Below are 15,088 nucleotides of genomic sequence, written 5' to 3'. Positions count from 1 at the left end.
TCAGTTCAGGTCGAGGAAGTTTTCCAGGCCGAACGTGAGGCCCGGAGTGGTCGTCACGCGGCGTGCGCCGAGCAGGATGCCCGGCATGAAGCTGCTGTGGTGCAGGGAGTCGTGCCGGAGGGTGAGGGTCTCGCCCTCGCCCCCGAGCAGCACCTCCTGGTGGGCCAGGAGGCCGCGGAGCCGGACCGAGTGGACCGGGATCCCGTCGACGTCCGCGCCGCGCGCCCCGTCCAGTGCCGTCGCGGTGGCGTCCGGCTGGGGTGCGCAGCCGGCCTCGCGGCGGGCCTCGGCGATCAGCTGGGCGGTGCGCGCGGCGGTGCCGGAGGGGGCGTCCGCCTTGTTGGGGTGGTGCAGCTCGATGACCTCGACCGACTCGAAGTAGCGCGCGGCCTGCTGTGCGAACTTCATGGTGAGGACCGCGCCGATGGAGAAGTTCGGCGCGATGAGCACGCCCGTCCCCGGCGAGCCGGAGAGCCAGGTGGTCAGCTGCGCGAGCCGTTCGTCGGTCCAGCCGGTGGTGCCGACCACGGCGTGGATGCCGTGCCCGGTGCAGAACTCGAGGTTCTCCATCACCGACGTGGGGGTGGTGAGCTCGACGACGACCTGGGCACCGGCGTCCGCCAGGGTCTCCAGCTTGTCGCCGCGGCCGAGTGCGGCCACCAGCTCCATGTCGTCGGCGGCCTCGACGGCTCGGACCGCCTCGGAGCCGATACGGCCCCGGGCACCGAGAACGGCCACGCGCAGCTTGCTCATGCTTGCTTCTTTCGGGTGACGGGTGACTGGTGGCTAGGAGACCGACTCGTGCAGGCGGTCGGCCTGCTTGTCCTTGAGCGGGCCGATGACGGAGAGGGAGGGGCGGTGTCCGAGGACCTCGCCCGCCACCGACCGGACGTCGTCCGGGGTGACCTGCGCGATGCGGGCCAGCATGTCGTCGACCGACATCTGCTCGCCCCAGCACAGTTCGCTCTTGCCGATGCGGTTCATGAGCGCGCCGGTGTCCTCAAGGCCGAGGACGGTGGAGCCGGAGAGCTGGCCGATGGCACGGCCGATCTCCTCGTCGTCCAGGCCGTCCGACGCGACCCGGTCCAGCTCGTCGCGGCAGATCTTGAGCACGTCGTGGACCTGGCTGGGCCGGCAGCCCGCGTACACGCCGAAGAGTCCGCAGTCCGCGAAGCCCGAGGTGTACGAGTAGACGCTGTAGGCGAGGCCGCGCTTCTCCCGTACCTCCTGGAAGAGGCGGGAGCTCATACCGCCGCCGAGGGCGGTGTTGAGGACGCCGAGCGCCCAGCGGCGCTCGTCGGTGCGGGCCAGTCCCGGCATGCCGAGGACCACGTGGGCCTGCTCGGTCTTGCGGTTCAGCAGTTCGACCCTGCCCGCGGTGCGCAGCGTGCGGGAGCCCTCGCGCGGCGCCATCGGGACGGCGTCGGTGCGGGAGAGCGCACCGGCGCGCTCGAATGCCTTGCGGACCTGGCGTACGACCGTGGCGTGGTCGACGTTGCCCGCAGCGGCGACGACCAGGTGCGTGGGGTCGTAGTGCTTCTTGTAGAAGCGGGCGATCTGGCCCCGGTTCAGGGCGTTGATCGTGTCGACGGTGCCGAGGACCGGGCGGCCGAGCGGGGTGTCGCCGAGCATGGTGTGCGCGAACAGGTCGTGCACGCAGTCGCCCGGGTCGTCCTCCGTCATCGCGATCTCCTCCAGGATGACGCCGCGCTCGGCGTCGACGTCCTCGGAGGCGATCAGGGAGCCGGTCAGCATGTCGCAGACGACATCGATGGCCAGCGGCAGGTCCGTGTCGAGGACCCGCGCGTAGTAGCAGGTGTACTCCTTCGCCGTGAAGGCGTTCATCTCGCCGCCGACCGCGTCGATCGCGGACGAGATGTCGAGGGCGCTGCGCTTGCCGGTGCCCTTGAAGAGGAGGTGTTCGAGGTAGTGCGTCGCGCCGTTCAGCGTCGGGGTCTCGTCGCGTGATCCGACGTTGGCCCAGATGCCGAAGGTGGCGGAGCGTACGGAGGGCAGGGTCTCGGTGACGATGCGCAGGCCGCCGGGGAGGACCGTGCGGCGGACCGTGCCGATGCCGTTGCTGCCCTTGAGAAGCGTTTGGGTACGGGCGACGGCCCGCCCCTCCGAGGAGGGGCGGGCCGTCGTCACGGAACTACGGGACGTCACTTGTCGGTGTCGTCCTTCTTCTCGTCCTCTTCGCCCTCGATGACGGGGATGAGGGAGAGCTTGCCGCGGGAGTCGATCTCCGCGATCTCGACCTGGACCTTGGCGCCGACGCCGAGCACGTCCTCGACGTTCTCCACGCGCTTGCCACCGGCGAGCTTGCGGATCTGCGAGATGTGCAGCAGGCCGTCCTTGCCGGGCATCAGGGAGACGAACGCACCGAAGGTGGTGGTCTTGACGACCGTACCCAGGTAGCGCTCGCCGACCTCCGGCATGGTCGGGTTGGCGATCGCGTTGATCGTGGCGCGCGCGGCCTCGGCCTGCGAGCCCTGCTGGGCACCGATGTAGATGGTGCCGTCGTCCTCGATCGTGATGTCGGCGCCGGTGTCCTCCTGGATCTGGTTGATCATCTTGCCCTTGGGGCCGATGACCTCACCGATCTTGTCCACCGGGATCTTGACGGTGATGATCCGCGGGGCGTTGGGGGACATCTCGTCCGGGACGTCGATGGCCTCGTTCATCACATCGAGGATGTGGAGGCGGGCGTCACGGGCCTGCTTCAGCGCGGCGGCCAGGACCGAGGCGGGGATGCCGTCGAGCTTGGTGTCGAGCTGGAGCGCGGTCACGAACTGCTTCGTACCGGCGACCTTGAAGTCCATGTCACCGAACGCGTCCTCGGCACCGAGGATGTCGGTGAGGGCGACGTAGTGGGTCTTGCCGTCGATCTCCTGCGAGATCAGGCCCATGGCGATACCGGCGACGGCGGCCTTGAGGGGCACACCGGCGTTCAGCAGGGACATGGTGGAGGCGCAGACCGAGCCCATGGACGTCGAGCCGTTGGAGCCCAGCGCCTCGGAGACCTGGCGGATCGCGTAGGGGAACTCCTCGCGCGACGGCAGCACCGGCACGATGGCGCGCTCGGCGAGCGCGCCGTGGCCGATCTCGCGGCGCTTGGGCGAGCCCACGCGGCCGGTCTCACCGACGGAGTACGGCGGGAAGTTGTAGTTGTGCATGTAGCGCTTGCGGGTCACCGGGGAGAGGGTGTCCAGCTGCTGCTCCATGCGGAGCATGTTGAGGGTGGTGACGCCCAGGATCTGGGTCTCGCCACGCTCGAAGAGCGCCGAGCCGTGCACGCGCGGGATGGCCTCGACCTCGGCGGCGAGCGTACGGATGTCCGTGACGCCACGGCCGTCGATGCGGACCTTGTCCTTGATGACGCGCTCGCGGACCAGCTTCTTGGTCAGCGCGCGGTAGGCACCCGAGATCTCCTTCTCGCGGCCCTCGAAGGCCGGGAGGAGCTTCTCGCCCGCGATCTCCTTGATGCGGTCGAGCTCCGCCTCGCGGTCCTGCTTGCCGGCGATGGTGAGCGCCTTGGCGAGCTCGGTGCTGACGGCCTTGGTGAGGGCCTCCAGGACGTCGTCCTGGTAGTCGAGGAAGACCGGGAACTCACCGGTGGGCTTGGCGGCCTTGGCGGCGAGGTCGGACTGGGCCTTGCAGAGCGCCTTGATGAAGGGCTTCGCGGCTTCCAGACCGGCGGCGACGACCTCTTCGGTCGGGGCCTCGGCGCCGTCCTGGACGAGCTGGATGGTCTTCTCGGTGGCCTCGGCCTCGACCATCATGATCGCGACGTCGCCGTCCTCGAGGACGCGACCGGCGACGACCATGTCGAAGACGGCGTCCTCGAGCTCGGTGTGCGTCGGGAACGCGACCCACTGGCCCTTGATCAGGGCGACGCGGGTGGCGCCGATCGGGCCGGAGAAGGGCAGGCCCGCCAGGATCGTGGAGGCGGAGGCGGCGTTGATCGCGACCACGTCGTACAGGTGGTCGGGGTTGAGCGCCATGATCGTCTCGACGATCTGGATCTCGTTGCGCAGGCCCTTCTTGAAGGAGGGGCGCAGCGGGCGGTCGATCAGGCGGCAGGTGAGGATCGCGTCCTCGGAGGGGCGGCCCTCCCGGCGGAAGAAGGAGCCGGGGATCTTGCCGGCGGCGTACTGCCGCTCCTCGACGTCCACCGTGAGGGGGAAGAAGTCGAGCTGGTCCTTGGGCCGCTTGGAAGCGGTGGTGGCCGACAGCACCATGGTGTCGTCGTCCAGGTACGCGACGGCGGAGCCTGCGGCCTGCTTGGCCAGGCGGCCCGTCTCGAAGCGGATGGTGCGGGTGCCGAAGGTTCCGTTGTCGATAACGGCCTCGGCGTAGTGGGTCTCGTTCTCCACTAGTGATTTCTCCATACTCGTCGTCTTTCGTCCTGGCGCCCGTGTGGCGCAGGACGGTGCGGAGAAGCGCACCTGTGTGCGGGGCCGGTCTTCGATCGAAGCTCCCGGGCGTTGTCCCGGGGGCCACTACCGAGGACCGGCGGCGGCCGTGGCGCGCCTCTCCTCGTCTGTTGTTGTACGTCCAGGTTACTGAGGTTGCCCCCGGTCCCGCACGTACGGCAAAGGGAGCGGCCCCCTAGAACTGGGAACCGCTCCCTTTCACAGCGTCCTTACTTGGCGCCGCCGGCCGCGCCACGGCGGATGCCGAGGCGGTCGACGAGCGCACGGAAGCGCTGGATGTCCTTCTTGGCCAGGTACTGCAGGAGGCGGCGACGCTGGCCGACCAGGATCAGCAGACCACGACGGGAGTGGTGGTCGTGCTTGTGCGTCTTGAGGTGCTCCGTCAGGTCCGAGATCCGGCGCGAAAGCATGGCGACCTGAACCTCGGGGGAACCGGTGTCGCCCTCCTTCTGCGCGAACTCGGTCATGATCTGCTTCTTCGTAGCGGCGTCGAGCGGCACGCGGTACTCCTCTTGGTCTTCGATGCGCCCACGAGTGCCCCTGGTCTGGATCTCAGGGGAGCTTGGATGACTCGGGAGCGAAGGTCCGATGAGCGCAGCCCCCAGAGTCAACCGGGAACGCGTACACAAACGGCCACAGCCAGACTACCAGCCGTTCGGAGCGGCCCTCGCAGGCCTCAGCCGGTGAGCGCCCTGGCCCGGGCGAAGACGTCGAGGACCGCCAGGCAGAGCGGGACCAGGGGCAGCAGGAGGGCGCTCTCTGTCAGGTCCAGGACCCGGCCCCAGAACGGGGAGAGCCCCTTGCGGGGGACGACGAGGCCGACCGCGGTCAGCAGGGCAGCGCCGGCGGCGACGGCCGCGCAGAGCCAGACCGTACGGATGTCGGAGGCGCCGGGGTCGCCGTAGCCGGCGGACGCGGCGGCGGGCGGGTGCAGGGCGAGGCCGAGGATCAGCAGGGCGAGTGCGCCGATCCCCGCCGTGAGCAGGCACACGACCTGCGAGGTGTAGCGGAAGAGCCGGGCGCGCAGCAGCACGGCCCCTCCCGCGGCGAGGGCGAGGAGCTGTCCCCGGACGTCGCCGGAGAAGCCGAGGACGGCGGCGGCCGCGACGACGACGGCCGCGCAGCCGCCGACGAGGCCGAGCAGCATCTCGTGGCCGCGCCGCGCCCGGTCCGCGAGGTCGTCGGCGTCGACGGGGGTGTCGTGGTGGCCGGTGTCCGGATCGGCGAAGGGGTCGGCGTAGCCCGTCCGGGCGGTGCGCGGCGGGGTGTAGTCGACGGGGAGCCGGGCGTAGCGGGCCGAGAGGCCGGGCAGGAAGGCGACGAGTCCGATGGCGGCCGGGGCGCAGACGGCGGCCGCCGCGGTGGCGGAGGACTCGGTGAGGATCGCGGCGAAGGCGGCCAGGGTTCCCGCGGTGGCGAGGAAGGCCGTCGCGACGAACGGGGCGTCGCCGCCCGGGGTGACGGCGACCAGCACGACGGAGGCGACCAGGACGGCGACGCAGCCGAGCAGCAGCTGGAGCCTGCCGGGGCCCTGGCCGGCGTCCGGGCCGATGATGCCGGAGCCGGCGGCGAGCAGGAGCGGCTGGGCGGCGAGGCCGAGTGCGACGGCCGTGGTCCGGTCCCCGTAGACCCGGGCGCGTACCGCCGCGAAGGCCGTGAGCAGTACTCCGGCGGCGCCCGCGATGACGCCGGGCAGGCTGTGCATGTCGTGGCGGTCCGGGTCGGCGGACCAGAGGACGAGGCCCATCAGGAGGAGCAGCAGCGCGGCGCCCGCCGGGCCGGTGCCGCGCAGCAGGTCCTCGCTCCACAGGTGGCGGTCGCGTCCGACGGCCGAGGCGACGGCGTCCGTGACGTCGTCGAAGACGGCGGGCGGCAGCGAGTCGGCGAAGGGGCGCAGGCTGAGGATCTCGCCGTCGAGCACCTGCTGGTCCGCGAGGGTGCGGGCGCCGTCGAGGACGGTGCCGTCGCGCCGGACGAGGTGGTAGCCGGTGGGGGTGGCGACGGCCTGGGTCCGGCCGGTGAGCCGGAGGATCTCCGGGGCGACGTCGGCGACGGCGAGGTCATGGGGCAGCGCGACGTCGATGCGGCTGTCGGGCGCCACGACGGTGACGCGGCAGAAGCCGGTCGCCGCGGTCGTACTCACGTGTCTGGTCCCCCTGATTCGTGGTTGCGCACGATGCGCGCGCAACCCTACCGGGAGGGGTGAATCCCGGAACGCCGTCGGGAGTGCGGCACGTAGGATCGCGGTCGCGCGGAGGCCAGTTCCGTGGGCGGCGGCTGCCACGGGGGCGCCGGTGCGGGTCCGCCCCGGCCTCCGGCCCGTCCGCACTGAGGGATTGATGCACCGGTGAGCCAGATCGTCGTGAAGCGACCGCCGCGGGCCCTGCCGCCGGAAGTCCCCGGGGACGGGCTGGCGTTGAAGGCCCCTCCCGGGCTGCCGCGCGGGCCGCGGGAGGGACTGCTGATGCAGATCCTGCCGGTGCTCGGCATGGGTTCTTCGGTGGTCTTCTTCTTCTCGCCGCAGGCACCGCCGTTCATGCGGATCATGGGTGTGCTGATGCTGGTGTCGACGGCCGCCATGGTGGTCGCCCAGCTGGTGCGCCACCGGCGCGGTACGCAGGGGCAGTTGGCGGACGCCCGGCGCGACTATCTCGCCTACCTGGCGCAGATCCGGCGCACGGTCCTGCGGACGGCGCGCGCCCAGCGTGACGCGCAGTGGTATCTGCACCCGGGTCCCGATCAGTTGTGGTCGGTCGTGGCCGAGGGCGGCCGGGTCTGGGAACGGCGTTCCGGGGACCGGGACTTCGGGCACGTGCGGATCGGGCTCGGGGCGCAGCCGCTGGCGACGCCCCTCTCGGCGCCGGACACCGATCCGGCGGTCGATCCGGAGCCGGTCTGCGCGCATGCGCTGCGGCGGTTCCTGGCGGTGCACGCCTCGCCGGCCGGGCTGCCGGTGGCGGTGCCGCTGCGGGCGGCGCCCCGGGTGACGGTCTCGGGTCCGGTGGAGCAGGCCCGTTCGGTGGTGAGGGCGCTGCTGGCCCAGGCCGTGACGCTCCACTCGCCCGATGACCTGGTGGTCGCGGTCGTGGCGGCGCCGGAGGCGGTGGCGTGCTGGGACTGGACGAAGTGGCTGCCGCACGCGCAGGTGCCGGGTCAGGCCGACGGGGCCGGTCCGAAGCGGCTGTTCGGGCCGGACACGGCCGCGGTGGAGCCGTTGCTGGCGAACCGGCTGGAGGGGAGGCCCCGGTTCGGCCGGGAGGGCGCGCCGCCGGCGGACCAGCCGCACGTCGTGGTGGTCCTGGACGGTGGCCGGGTGGCGCCGGACTCGCTGCTGGCGGGGGCGGAGGGGCTGCAGGGTGTGACGGTCGTCGAGGTGGCGCGGGGTGAGCCGGCGCCGGGGCGCGGTGGGTTCGTCCTGCGGGTGCGGCCGGGCGGGCTGCGGGTGGAGCCCGGTGCCGGTGCGGCGTACGAGGGTGTGCCGGACGGTCTTTCGCTCCCTGCGGCCGAGGCGCTGGCGCGGCAGCTGGCGCCGCTGCGGACGGGCGGCGGCAAGGACGACGAACCGCTGCTGGCCGAGCTGGACTTCACCGATCTGCTGAACCTCGGGGACGCGGGTGCGGTCGATGTGGCGCGGACCTGGCGGCCGCGGCCGGTCTCGGAGCGGCTGCGGGTGCCGATCGGGGTCGGTGAGGACGGCCTGCCGGTGATGCTGGACCTCAAGGAGGCGGCGCAGGACGGCATGGGGCCGCACGGGCTGTGCGTGGGCGCGACGGGTTCGGGCAAGTCGGAGCTGCTGCGGACGCTGGTGCTGGGGCTCGCGGTCACGCACTCGTCCGAGACGCTGAACTTCGTGCTCGCGGACTTCAAGGGCGGGGCGACGTTCGCCGGGATGGCGCAGCTGCCGCACGTGGCCGCGGTCATCACCAATCTGTCCGACGACCTGTCCCTGGTCGACCGGATGGGGGACGCGATCCGCGGCGAGCTCCAGCGCCGGCAGGAGCTGCTGCGGTCGGCGGGCGGATACGCCGGTGTCCACGACTACGAGAAGGCCCGGGCGGCGGGGGCGGCGCTGGAGCCGCTGGCCTCGTTGGTGCTGGTGATCGACGAGTTCTCCGAACTGCTCACCGCCAAGCCGGACTTCATCGACATGTTCCTCCAGATCGGCCGTATCGGCCGTTCGCTGGGTGTGCATCTGCTGCTGGCCTCGCAGCGGCTGGAGGAGGGGAAGCTGCGCGGTCTGGACACGTATCTCTCGTACCGGATCGGGCTGCGGACCTTTTCGGCGGCGGAGTCGCGGACGGCGCTGGGGGTGCCGGACGCCTACGAGTTGCCTTCGGTGCCGGGCTCGGGCTTCCTCAAGTCGGGTACGGAGGAGATGACGCGGTTCAAGGCGGCGTATGTGTCGGGGGCGTACCGCAGGGGCGGCCCCGGGCCGGTGGCGGGGCAGGTGCCGGCGGTGCGGCGGGCCGCCCTGTTCCGTGCGATGCCGGTGCCGGTGCCGAAGTCCGGGTCCGGGTCCGGCGGGGACGCGCCGCCGGCGGCTCCGGCGCTGGTGCCTCAGGACGCGCTCGCCGACACCGTGCTCGACGTGGTGGTGCGGCGGCTGGAGGGGCAGGGGGTGCCCGCGCATCAGGTGTGGCTGCCGCCGCTGGACCGGGCTCCGACGCTGGATCAGCTGCTGCCGGGGCTGGCGCCCGCCGGGGAGCGCGGATTCACCGCGACGGGGTACACCCGGCCCGGCGGGCTGACGGTCCCGCTCGGCCTGATCGACAAGCCGTTCGAGCAGCGGCGCGAGGTGCTGTACCGCGACTTCTCCGGGGCGGCGGGCCACCTGATGGTGGTCGGCGGTCCGCAGTCGGGCAAGTCGACGCTGCTGCGGACGCTGATCGCGTCGTTCGCGCTGACCCACACCCCGCAGGAGGTGCAGTTCTACGGTCTCGACTTCGGCGGTGGCGGGCTCGCCCCGGTCGCGGAGCTGCCGCACGTGGGACAGATCGCCTCCCGGCTGGATCCTGAGCGGGTGCGGCGCACGGTCGCCGAGGTGGCGGGGGTGCTGAGCCGGCGCGAGGAGCTGTTCCGGGCCCGGGGCATCGACTCCGTTGCCACCTACCGGCGCATGCGCGCCCTCGGTGAGCTGCCGGGCGAGGAGTGGGGCGACGTCTTCCTGGTCATCGACGGCTGGGGCGGTTTCCGCAACGAGTACGAGCGTCTGGAGCCGGTCGTCACGGACATCGCCGCGCGCGGTCTCGGCTACGGAGTCCATGTGGTCCTCTCGGCGGCCCGCTACATGGAGGTGCGGGCCGCGCTCAAGGACCAGATCCTCGGGCGGCTCGAACTGCGGCTCGGCGACGTCATGGACTCCGAGTTCGACCGGAAGGTCGCCGCCCGGGTGCCGGCCGGGGTGCCGGGCCGCGGCCAGGTGGCGGAGAAGCTGCACTTCATGACGGCGCTGCCGCGCGTCGACGCGGTGTCCGGTGCGGACGGTCTCGCCGCGGCGACCGCCGCGTTCGTCGAGACGGTCCGGGCGCACCGGGCGGGCCCGTCTGCCCCCGCCGTTCGGCTGCTGCCGGTCGAGCTGCCCGCCGAGCGGCTCCCGAAGGGGTTCGAGTTCCCGCACCGGGGCGTCGCGATCGGGATCGCCGAGACGGATCTGGAGCCGGTGTTCGTCGACTTCGACACCGATCCGTTCTTCCTGGTCTTCGGCGAGAGCGAGTCGGGGAAGACCGCTCTGCTGCGGCTGATCGCCAAGCAGATCGCGGAGCGCCACTCCCCCGACGAGGCCAAGCTCGTCGTCGCGGACTACCGGCGGGGGCTGCTGGGGCGGCTGCCCGAGACCCATCTGCTGGAGTACGCGCCGACGGCGGGGGCGCTGCGGACGCATATGGAGGCGCTGGCCGGGGTGTTCGCCCGGCGGCAGCCGCCGGCGGACGTCACTCCGACACAGTTGCGCGAGGGCAGCTGGTGGACGGGCCCGCGGATCTTCGTCGTCGTCGACGACTACGACCTGGTGGCGACGGGTGCGGGCAGTCCGCTGGCCCCGCTGGCGGAGTATCTGCCGTTCGCCCGGGACACCGGGGTGCGCTTCGTCGTCGCGCGCAGCTCGGCGGGGGCCTCGCGGGCCCTGTACGAGCCGTTCCTCCAGCGGATCAGGGAGCTGGGCGCGCAGGGTGTGGTGCTGTCCGGTGATCCGGCCGAGGGCGACCTGATCGGGCCGGTGCGCGGGCATCCGATGCCGCCGGGGCGCGGCTACTTCGCGACCCGCCGGCGGGGCACTCCGCTGGTGCAGACCGGATGGCTGCCGGAGCGCCCCTGACCGGCCCGGCGGGGAGGGTGCGCGGGGCGGCGAGAGCACAGATCGGCAGCGTCCGCTGCCGAATCGCGGACCCGGCCACGGCGTACGGCGATGCCTGTACGGTGCCGTGCAGAGCCACGTACGGAGAGGAACCCTTGACGATGGGCACGCAGGCGGAGAAGGACGAGCTGTACGCACTCGACATCTCGGGGGTGGAATGGCTGAGTGCGCCGGGGACCGAGGAGGCCGAGGAGCGCGTCGAGATCGCGCATCTGCCGGGCGGCGCGGTGGCGATGAGGTCCTCGCTGGATCCGGAGACGGTGCTGCGGTACACGGAGGCCGAGTGGAACGCGTTCGTGCTGGGCGCCCGGGACGGCGAGTTCGACCTGACGTAGTGCCGGGGCGGCAGGAGTCGAGGGGCACGTTCGGGTGAACGTGCCCCTCGTGCCGTACGTACGCCGGGCGTCCGGGGTCAGTAGGCCTCGGTGAACAGGCGTGAGGACTTGAGGTCCGTGGCGCGGTAGTTGTCCTTGCCCGTCTCGACGAGCTTCGCGACCTGTTCCAGGCGGTCCTTCATGTGGCCGGCCCTGCCGCGGTACTTGTGCTGGAGCGTGACGTACTCGGCGTGGGCCTCACCGTCCCAGGTGTCGGTGACGACCTTGAGCGCGGCGTCCATCTCCTCCAGGTCCTGGCAGATGTTCCGCGACACCGCACGGATGCGGTTCGCCATCTCCTGGACGGTCTCGTACCTGACCTTGGTGTGCGGGTCGTGACCCATCGGGGTGCTCCTCTGGCTCGGCTGCGGGGATGCGGGCGGCTCAGACGCCGTTCAGTCCGGAGGTGTTGGCCGGTGCGGCCGGCTCCCTCACGGCGTTGAAGGCCGCGCGGACCTCCTCGTCGTTGGCATTGCTGAGGTTCTTCGTGCTGCCGACCGCGTGGAGCAGCACCTGGAGGAGGCGGCGGATCGTGTCGTGGTCCTCGTTGATGACCAGCTGGGCGGAGGTGAAGCCCGAGGCGCCGACACCGGTCCACCCCGCCCCGGCCGTCGCCAGCAGGTCGGCGAGCTCCCTGGACTGTCTGGAGACCGCCTCGGCCGTGTTGATGATCTTGTTCTTGGCCTGGACGACCGGGTCGTCGGCGAGTGCGAAACCGCCCGCGGGGCTGGTCATGCGGAGGTCCTCCCTGGGGTCGTGAAGAAGGCACGGCCGGGGGCGGTCACGCCGGCTCCGGGGGCTCCCCGGACGGCTCCTGATCCCCCGTCACGCATCTGAAGTGCGCGTTCACCCTAGCCATTTCGCCGCCCCTCCCCGTCGCACCCGGCGCGCGTGGAACCGGCCGGGAGCGGGTCACCGGCCGCGCGCGACGCGGCGTCTGCGGAGGTCGCGCGCGACGGTCGCGACGCCGGCCACCACACCGACCAGCACGACGGCCGCGGCCAGTGCCGAGGTCGCGTAGCGCTTGGCGCGCTGCTGAGAGGTCTCACCCGTCGACAGGCGCGCGGGCTCCGGTGCGAGAGCGCCGGCCGGTGGTGTGTCGGGATGCGGAGCGTCCTGCGGGGCGTCGTCTCCCGAGAGCGCGCGGACCGGATCGACTACACCCCATCCGACGAAGGCGTCACGGCCGTTGACGGAGCGTTCCGCGGTCTGTTCGATACGGGCGATGACCTGCGGCGCCGTCCAGTGCGGGTACTTGGCGCGCATCAGGGCGGCGACCCCGGTGACGTAGGGCGCGGCGAAGCTGGTGCCGTTGTCGGTGCACTGGCCGTCGCCCGGCACGGTGGACACGATGTCGACCCCGGGTGCGGCGACCCCCACGAACTCCCCTGCCTGGGAGAAGGGGGCGCGTTCGTTGTTGCGGTCGGACGCGGCGACGGCGAGGACGCCGTCGAAGGCGGCGGGGTAGGTGCGGCGGAGCCTGCCGTCCATGCCGTCGTTGCCCGCGGCGGCGACCACCACGACGTCCTTGCCGACCGCCCGCGCCACCGCCCGGCCCAGCACGGAGTCGTCGGCCAGCGGCCGGGTGGTGTCCTGGGAGATGTTGATGACCCGGGCGCCCTCGGCGATCGCGTGGTCGATCGCGGCGGCCATCGTGGAGTCCTTGCCGTTGTGCCGCCCGTCGTTCTGGCGGACCGGGATGATCGTCGCCTCGGGGGCCAGTCCGACGAATCCGGTGCCGCCGCGGGGGCGGGCGGCGATGATGCCGGCGACCTTGGTGCCGTGGCCGACCGCGTCCACGGTGCCGTCGCTGCCGCCGGTGTAGTCGATGCCCGCGGAGGCGTCCACGGCGGTGCTCAGTTGGGGGTTGGTGTCGTCCACCCCGGTGTCGATGACGGCGACGCGGACTCCCTTGCCGCGTGTGTCCTGCCACAGTTCGTCCAGCAGCACCCGCTGGAGCGGCCAGGGCCGGCCCTCGAACTGCTTCGTCATCGGGAAGGCGCACTCGCCGCCTCCGTCCAGCTGCGGACCGTCGGCACCGGCAGCGGCGTACGCGGCCTGCGGCCCCGCGAGGGCGACCAGCGCGGCGGCGGCCGCCGTCAGCAGAACCCTCGTCCGGTACGGCATCGTGCTCTCTCCCCCGCTTCTGTCCACTGGTGTCCCGCCGGTGCTTCGCTCCTGGCTCCGTCAGGAACCCTGCGGTCTGCGGGCGCTGTTGGTGTCGAGCCGGGGACCCTTGGCCAGGAACTCCGACCAGGCGAGGGGGACCAGGACGGGCCGCACCGTCCCGTAGCCGAGCCTGATCTGCGCCTGGCTCGGTTCGGGCCGCCCGTCCTGGCCGGCCGCCGCACCGCCGGCCCCGATCCCGGAGCGGGCGGTGTCGCTGTCGCCGTTCGCCTGAACCGCGTACCGCAGTCCGGTGTCGGTCACCAGGAAGAGTGATCCGTCCGGGCTCGTCTGTCCTTCGCGGACCTGGGTGTAGAGGAGCCCGCTGCCCGGGGTGACGTACGTGCTCGTGCCGCCGGCGCCGACGGGGGCGGGGTACGCCGGGCCCGCCCAGGTGCTCAGTGTGGCGCGGCCCGTGCCGTCCGTGCGGCGCAGCACGTTGCAGACGGTGTCGCGGCCCGAGCCGCCGGCGCCGGCGGTGTTGGCCCGGACGGCCTTGTGCGCGGGCCAGTGCGCCGCCTGCCCGGCGAAGGTCCCGGACTCGGGGACGAAGTCCTGGAGTCCGGCGGCACGCGCCTCTCCGGCCAGGTCGAGCGCGGCGGTCTGCGGGGAGTTGACCAGCAGCCAGGCGGTGAACTCGGAGACCTTCTCGACCCGGCCGTCGAGAACAATGTAGTGGGCGGTGCCCTCACCGTTCCTGGTGCGCAGCACCGTGCCGACACGGTTCTCCCGGGCGGAGAGGTGTCCCTCGATGTGTGCGGGGGCGCCGACCTTGCCGGGGATGTGCGGGAAGGCGACCGGGCTGCCGTCGTGCAGGGTGGCCAGCCAGTCGTCGGTGACGGGCTGCGGCTGGGCTGCGCCGACCAGGGCGTCGGTCAGATGGCCGAGGTCGGCGGCGGTCTCGTCGATGCGGTACTTGCTGCCGCGGGCGTCGACGAGGTAGCGGGTCGCGTCCTGTCCCCTGACGTAGAGGACCTGGCCGCCGGTGAGCCGGCCGGGGCCCTCGGTCAGCTCCTTGTCGCGTTCGGCGAGGACGAAGGCCGCCTTCTGCACGGTGTCGCCCCTGCCGCCGGGCTGTACGCAGACGGCCCAGCGCTTGGCGGTGCCCGCGTCCTCCTTCTCGGGCAGCCGGTCGGGGGCGTAGGGGATGCCGAGGACCGGACCGCGCGCGGGCCTGCCCGCGTCGAGGATGTCGTCGTCGACCTGGACGACGCCGTAGTTCTGCGGGGTCAGCAGCAGCCTGGCCGAGGCGAGGTTCAGCACGGGGTGCAGGAGCGTCCTGGCGTCCGCGCCCCTGCCGGTGGTGAGCACCACGTAGCGGGTGGTCGACGTCTTGCCGACGATCACCTTGGTGCCGGGGGCGTCCCAGTCCTTGGGGGCGGCCGGTCTGAACATCCCGTAGGCGCCGAAGCCGGCGAGGATCAGGGCGCCGGCGACGAGTCCCGGAACGACGGCGCGCAGGGGACGCGGGGCGCCCTCGTCGGTGCCGGTGGGCGAGGGCCCCAGGAACGCCGCCACCATGCGCCGCTTCGCGAAGGTGTACGCGTTGAGTTCGTCGCGCCGCGATGCCATGAGTCCGCCCGTCCCCCGAGTCCGTCCGCACGGCACCGGGAACGACTGCGGCCGGCGTCCCGTACGGGCCCCCGATGCCGGGCCGACCCCTACTATGCCTGTCGATTCAGGGGTGTTGCGGGCCGGGTAGGGTGATTCACCCCGCCGGAGACCTCGGCGGTACGGGCGTGGCACGGGTCGCAACGGGG

The 15,088-nt window shown here is 72.3% G+C and carries 11 protein-coding genes; 2 read left to right on the top strand and 9 right to left on the bottom strand.

The features are described from left to right. From dapB to eccD, 5 genes are all read right to left on the bottom strand, one after another. Entirely contained in the window at positions 1-753 is a 753-nt protein-coding gene (gene dapB / locus OG408_RS29340) for a 4-hydroxy-tetrahydrodipicolinate reductase (protein WP_266783589.1), read from the bottom strand. A 33-nt stretch (positions 754-786) separates the two neighbouring features. Next, a complete protein-coding gene (locus OG408_RS29335; protein ID WP_266783587.1) occupies positions 787-2,166 on the bottom strand; it encodes a M16 family metallopeptidase in 1,380 nt (459 codons plus the stop codon). Then, a complete protein-coding gene (locus OG408_RS29330; protein WP_266783585.1) occupies positions 2,163-4,376 on the bottom strand; it encodes a polyribonucleotide nucleotidyltransferase in 2,214 nt (737 codons plus the stop codon). Before OG408_RS29330 ends, OG408_RS29335 begins: the two co-directional genes overlap by 4 nt. A 269-nt stretch (positions 4,377-4,645) precedes the next feature. Beyond that, positions 4,646-4,936 carry a 30S ribosomal protein S15 gene (rpsO, locus tag OG408_RS29325; protein WP_018551846.1) on the bottom strand — a complete coding sequence of 97 codons (291 nt, stop codon included), beginning with the start codon at positions 4,934-4,936 and terminating at the stop codon, positions 4,646-4,648. 176 nt (positions 4,937-5,112) lie between these two features. Beyond that, on the bottom strand, positions 5,113-6,579 hold the full coding sequence (eccD, locus tag OG408_RS29320; RefSeq protein ID WP_326672840.1) for a type VII secretion integral membrane protein EccD: 1,467 nt from the start codon (positions 6,577-6,579) through the stop codon (positions 5,113-5,115). A gap of 204 nt (positions 6,580-6,783) precedes the next feature. Between eccD and eccCa the strand changes: the two genes are divergently transcribed. Continuing rightward, positions 6,784-10,749 carry a type VII secretion protein EccCa gene (eccCa, locus tag OG408_RS29315; RefSeq protein WP_326672838.1) on the top strand — a complete coding sequence of 1,322 codons (3,966 nt, stop codon included), beginning with the start codon at positions 6,784-6,786 and terminating at the stop codon, positions 10,747-10,749. A 140-nt stretch (positions 10,750-10,889) separates the two neighbouring features. Continuing rightward, a complete protein-coding gene (locus OG408_RS29310; RefSeq protein ID WP_266783579.1) occupies positions 10,890-11,123 on the top strand; it encodes a DUF397 domain-containing protein in 234 nt (77 codons plus the stop codon). A 77-nt stretch (positions 11,124-11,200) separates the two neighbouring features. On the opposite strand, the gene OG408_RS29305 is transcribed toward OG408_RS29310, so the two are convergent. From OG408_RS29305 to eccB, 4 genes are all read right to left on the bottom strand, one after another. Beyond that, positions 11,201-11,506, bottom strand: coding sequence for a WXG100 family type VII secretion target (locus tag OG408_RS29305; protein WP_266783577.1), 306 nt, complete (start codon positions 11,504-11,506; stop codon positions 11,201-11,203). A gap of 40 nt (positions 11,507-11,546) precedes the next feature. Beyond that, positions 11,547-11,897, bottom strand: a complete 351-nt coding sequence (locus OG408_RS29300) for a hypothetical protein (protein WP_285570709.1) — start codon at positions 11,895-11,897, stop codon at positions 11,547-11,549. A gap of 177 nt (positions 11,898-12,074) precedes the next feature. Beyond that, a complete protein-coding gene (gene mycP, locus OG408_RS29295; protein ID WP_326672835.1) occupies positions 12,075-13,289 on the bottom strand; it encodes a type VII secretion-associated serine protease mycosin in 1,215 nt (404 codons plus the stop codon). 60 nt (positions 13,290-13,349) lie between these two features. After that, positions 13,350-14,900 carry a type VII secretion protein EccB gene (eccB, locus tag OG408_RS29290; RefSeq protein WP_326672833.1) on the bottom strand — a complete coding sequence of 517 codons (1,551 nt, stop codon included), beginning with the start codon at positions 14,898-14,900 and terminating at the stop codon, positions 13,350-13,352. Between the last annotated feature and the right edge of the window lie 188 nt (positions 14,901-15,088).

The organism is Streptomyces sp. NBC_01257, assembly GCF_035917255.1.
Taxonomy (GTDB): Bacteria; Actinomycetota; Actinomycetes; order Streptomycetales; family Streptomycetaceae; genus Streptomyces.
The sequence above is the reverse complement of the archived record's forward strand: the minus strand, read 5'-3'. Positions and strand labels throughout refer to the sequence as shown.

Coding starts and splice junctions, on each gene's coding strand:
- dapB (WP_266783589.1), bottom strand. CDS start 753: ATGAGCAAGCTGCGCGTGGCCGTTCTCGGTGCCCGGGGCCGTATCGGC.
- OG408_RS29300 (WP_285570709.1), bottom strand. CDS start 11,897: ATGACCAGCCCCGCGGGCGGTTTCGCACTCGCCGACGACCCGGTCGTC.
- mycP (WP_326672835.1), bottom strand. CDS start 13,289: ATGCCGTACCGGACGAGGGTTCTGCTGACGGCGGCCGCCGCCGCGCTG.
- OG408_RS29310 (WP_266783579.1), top strand. CDS start 10,890: ATGGGCACGCAGGCGGAGAAGGACGAGCTGTACGCACTCGACATCTCG.
- eccB (WP_326672833.1), bottom strand. CDS start 14,900: ATGGCATCGCGGCGCGACGAACTCAACGCGTACACCTTCGCGAAGCGG.
- OG408_RS29305 (WP_266783577.1), bottom strand. CDS start 11,506: ATGGGTCACGACCCGCACACCAAGGTCAGGTACGAGACCGTCCAGGAG.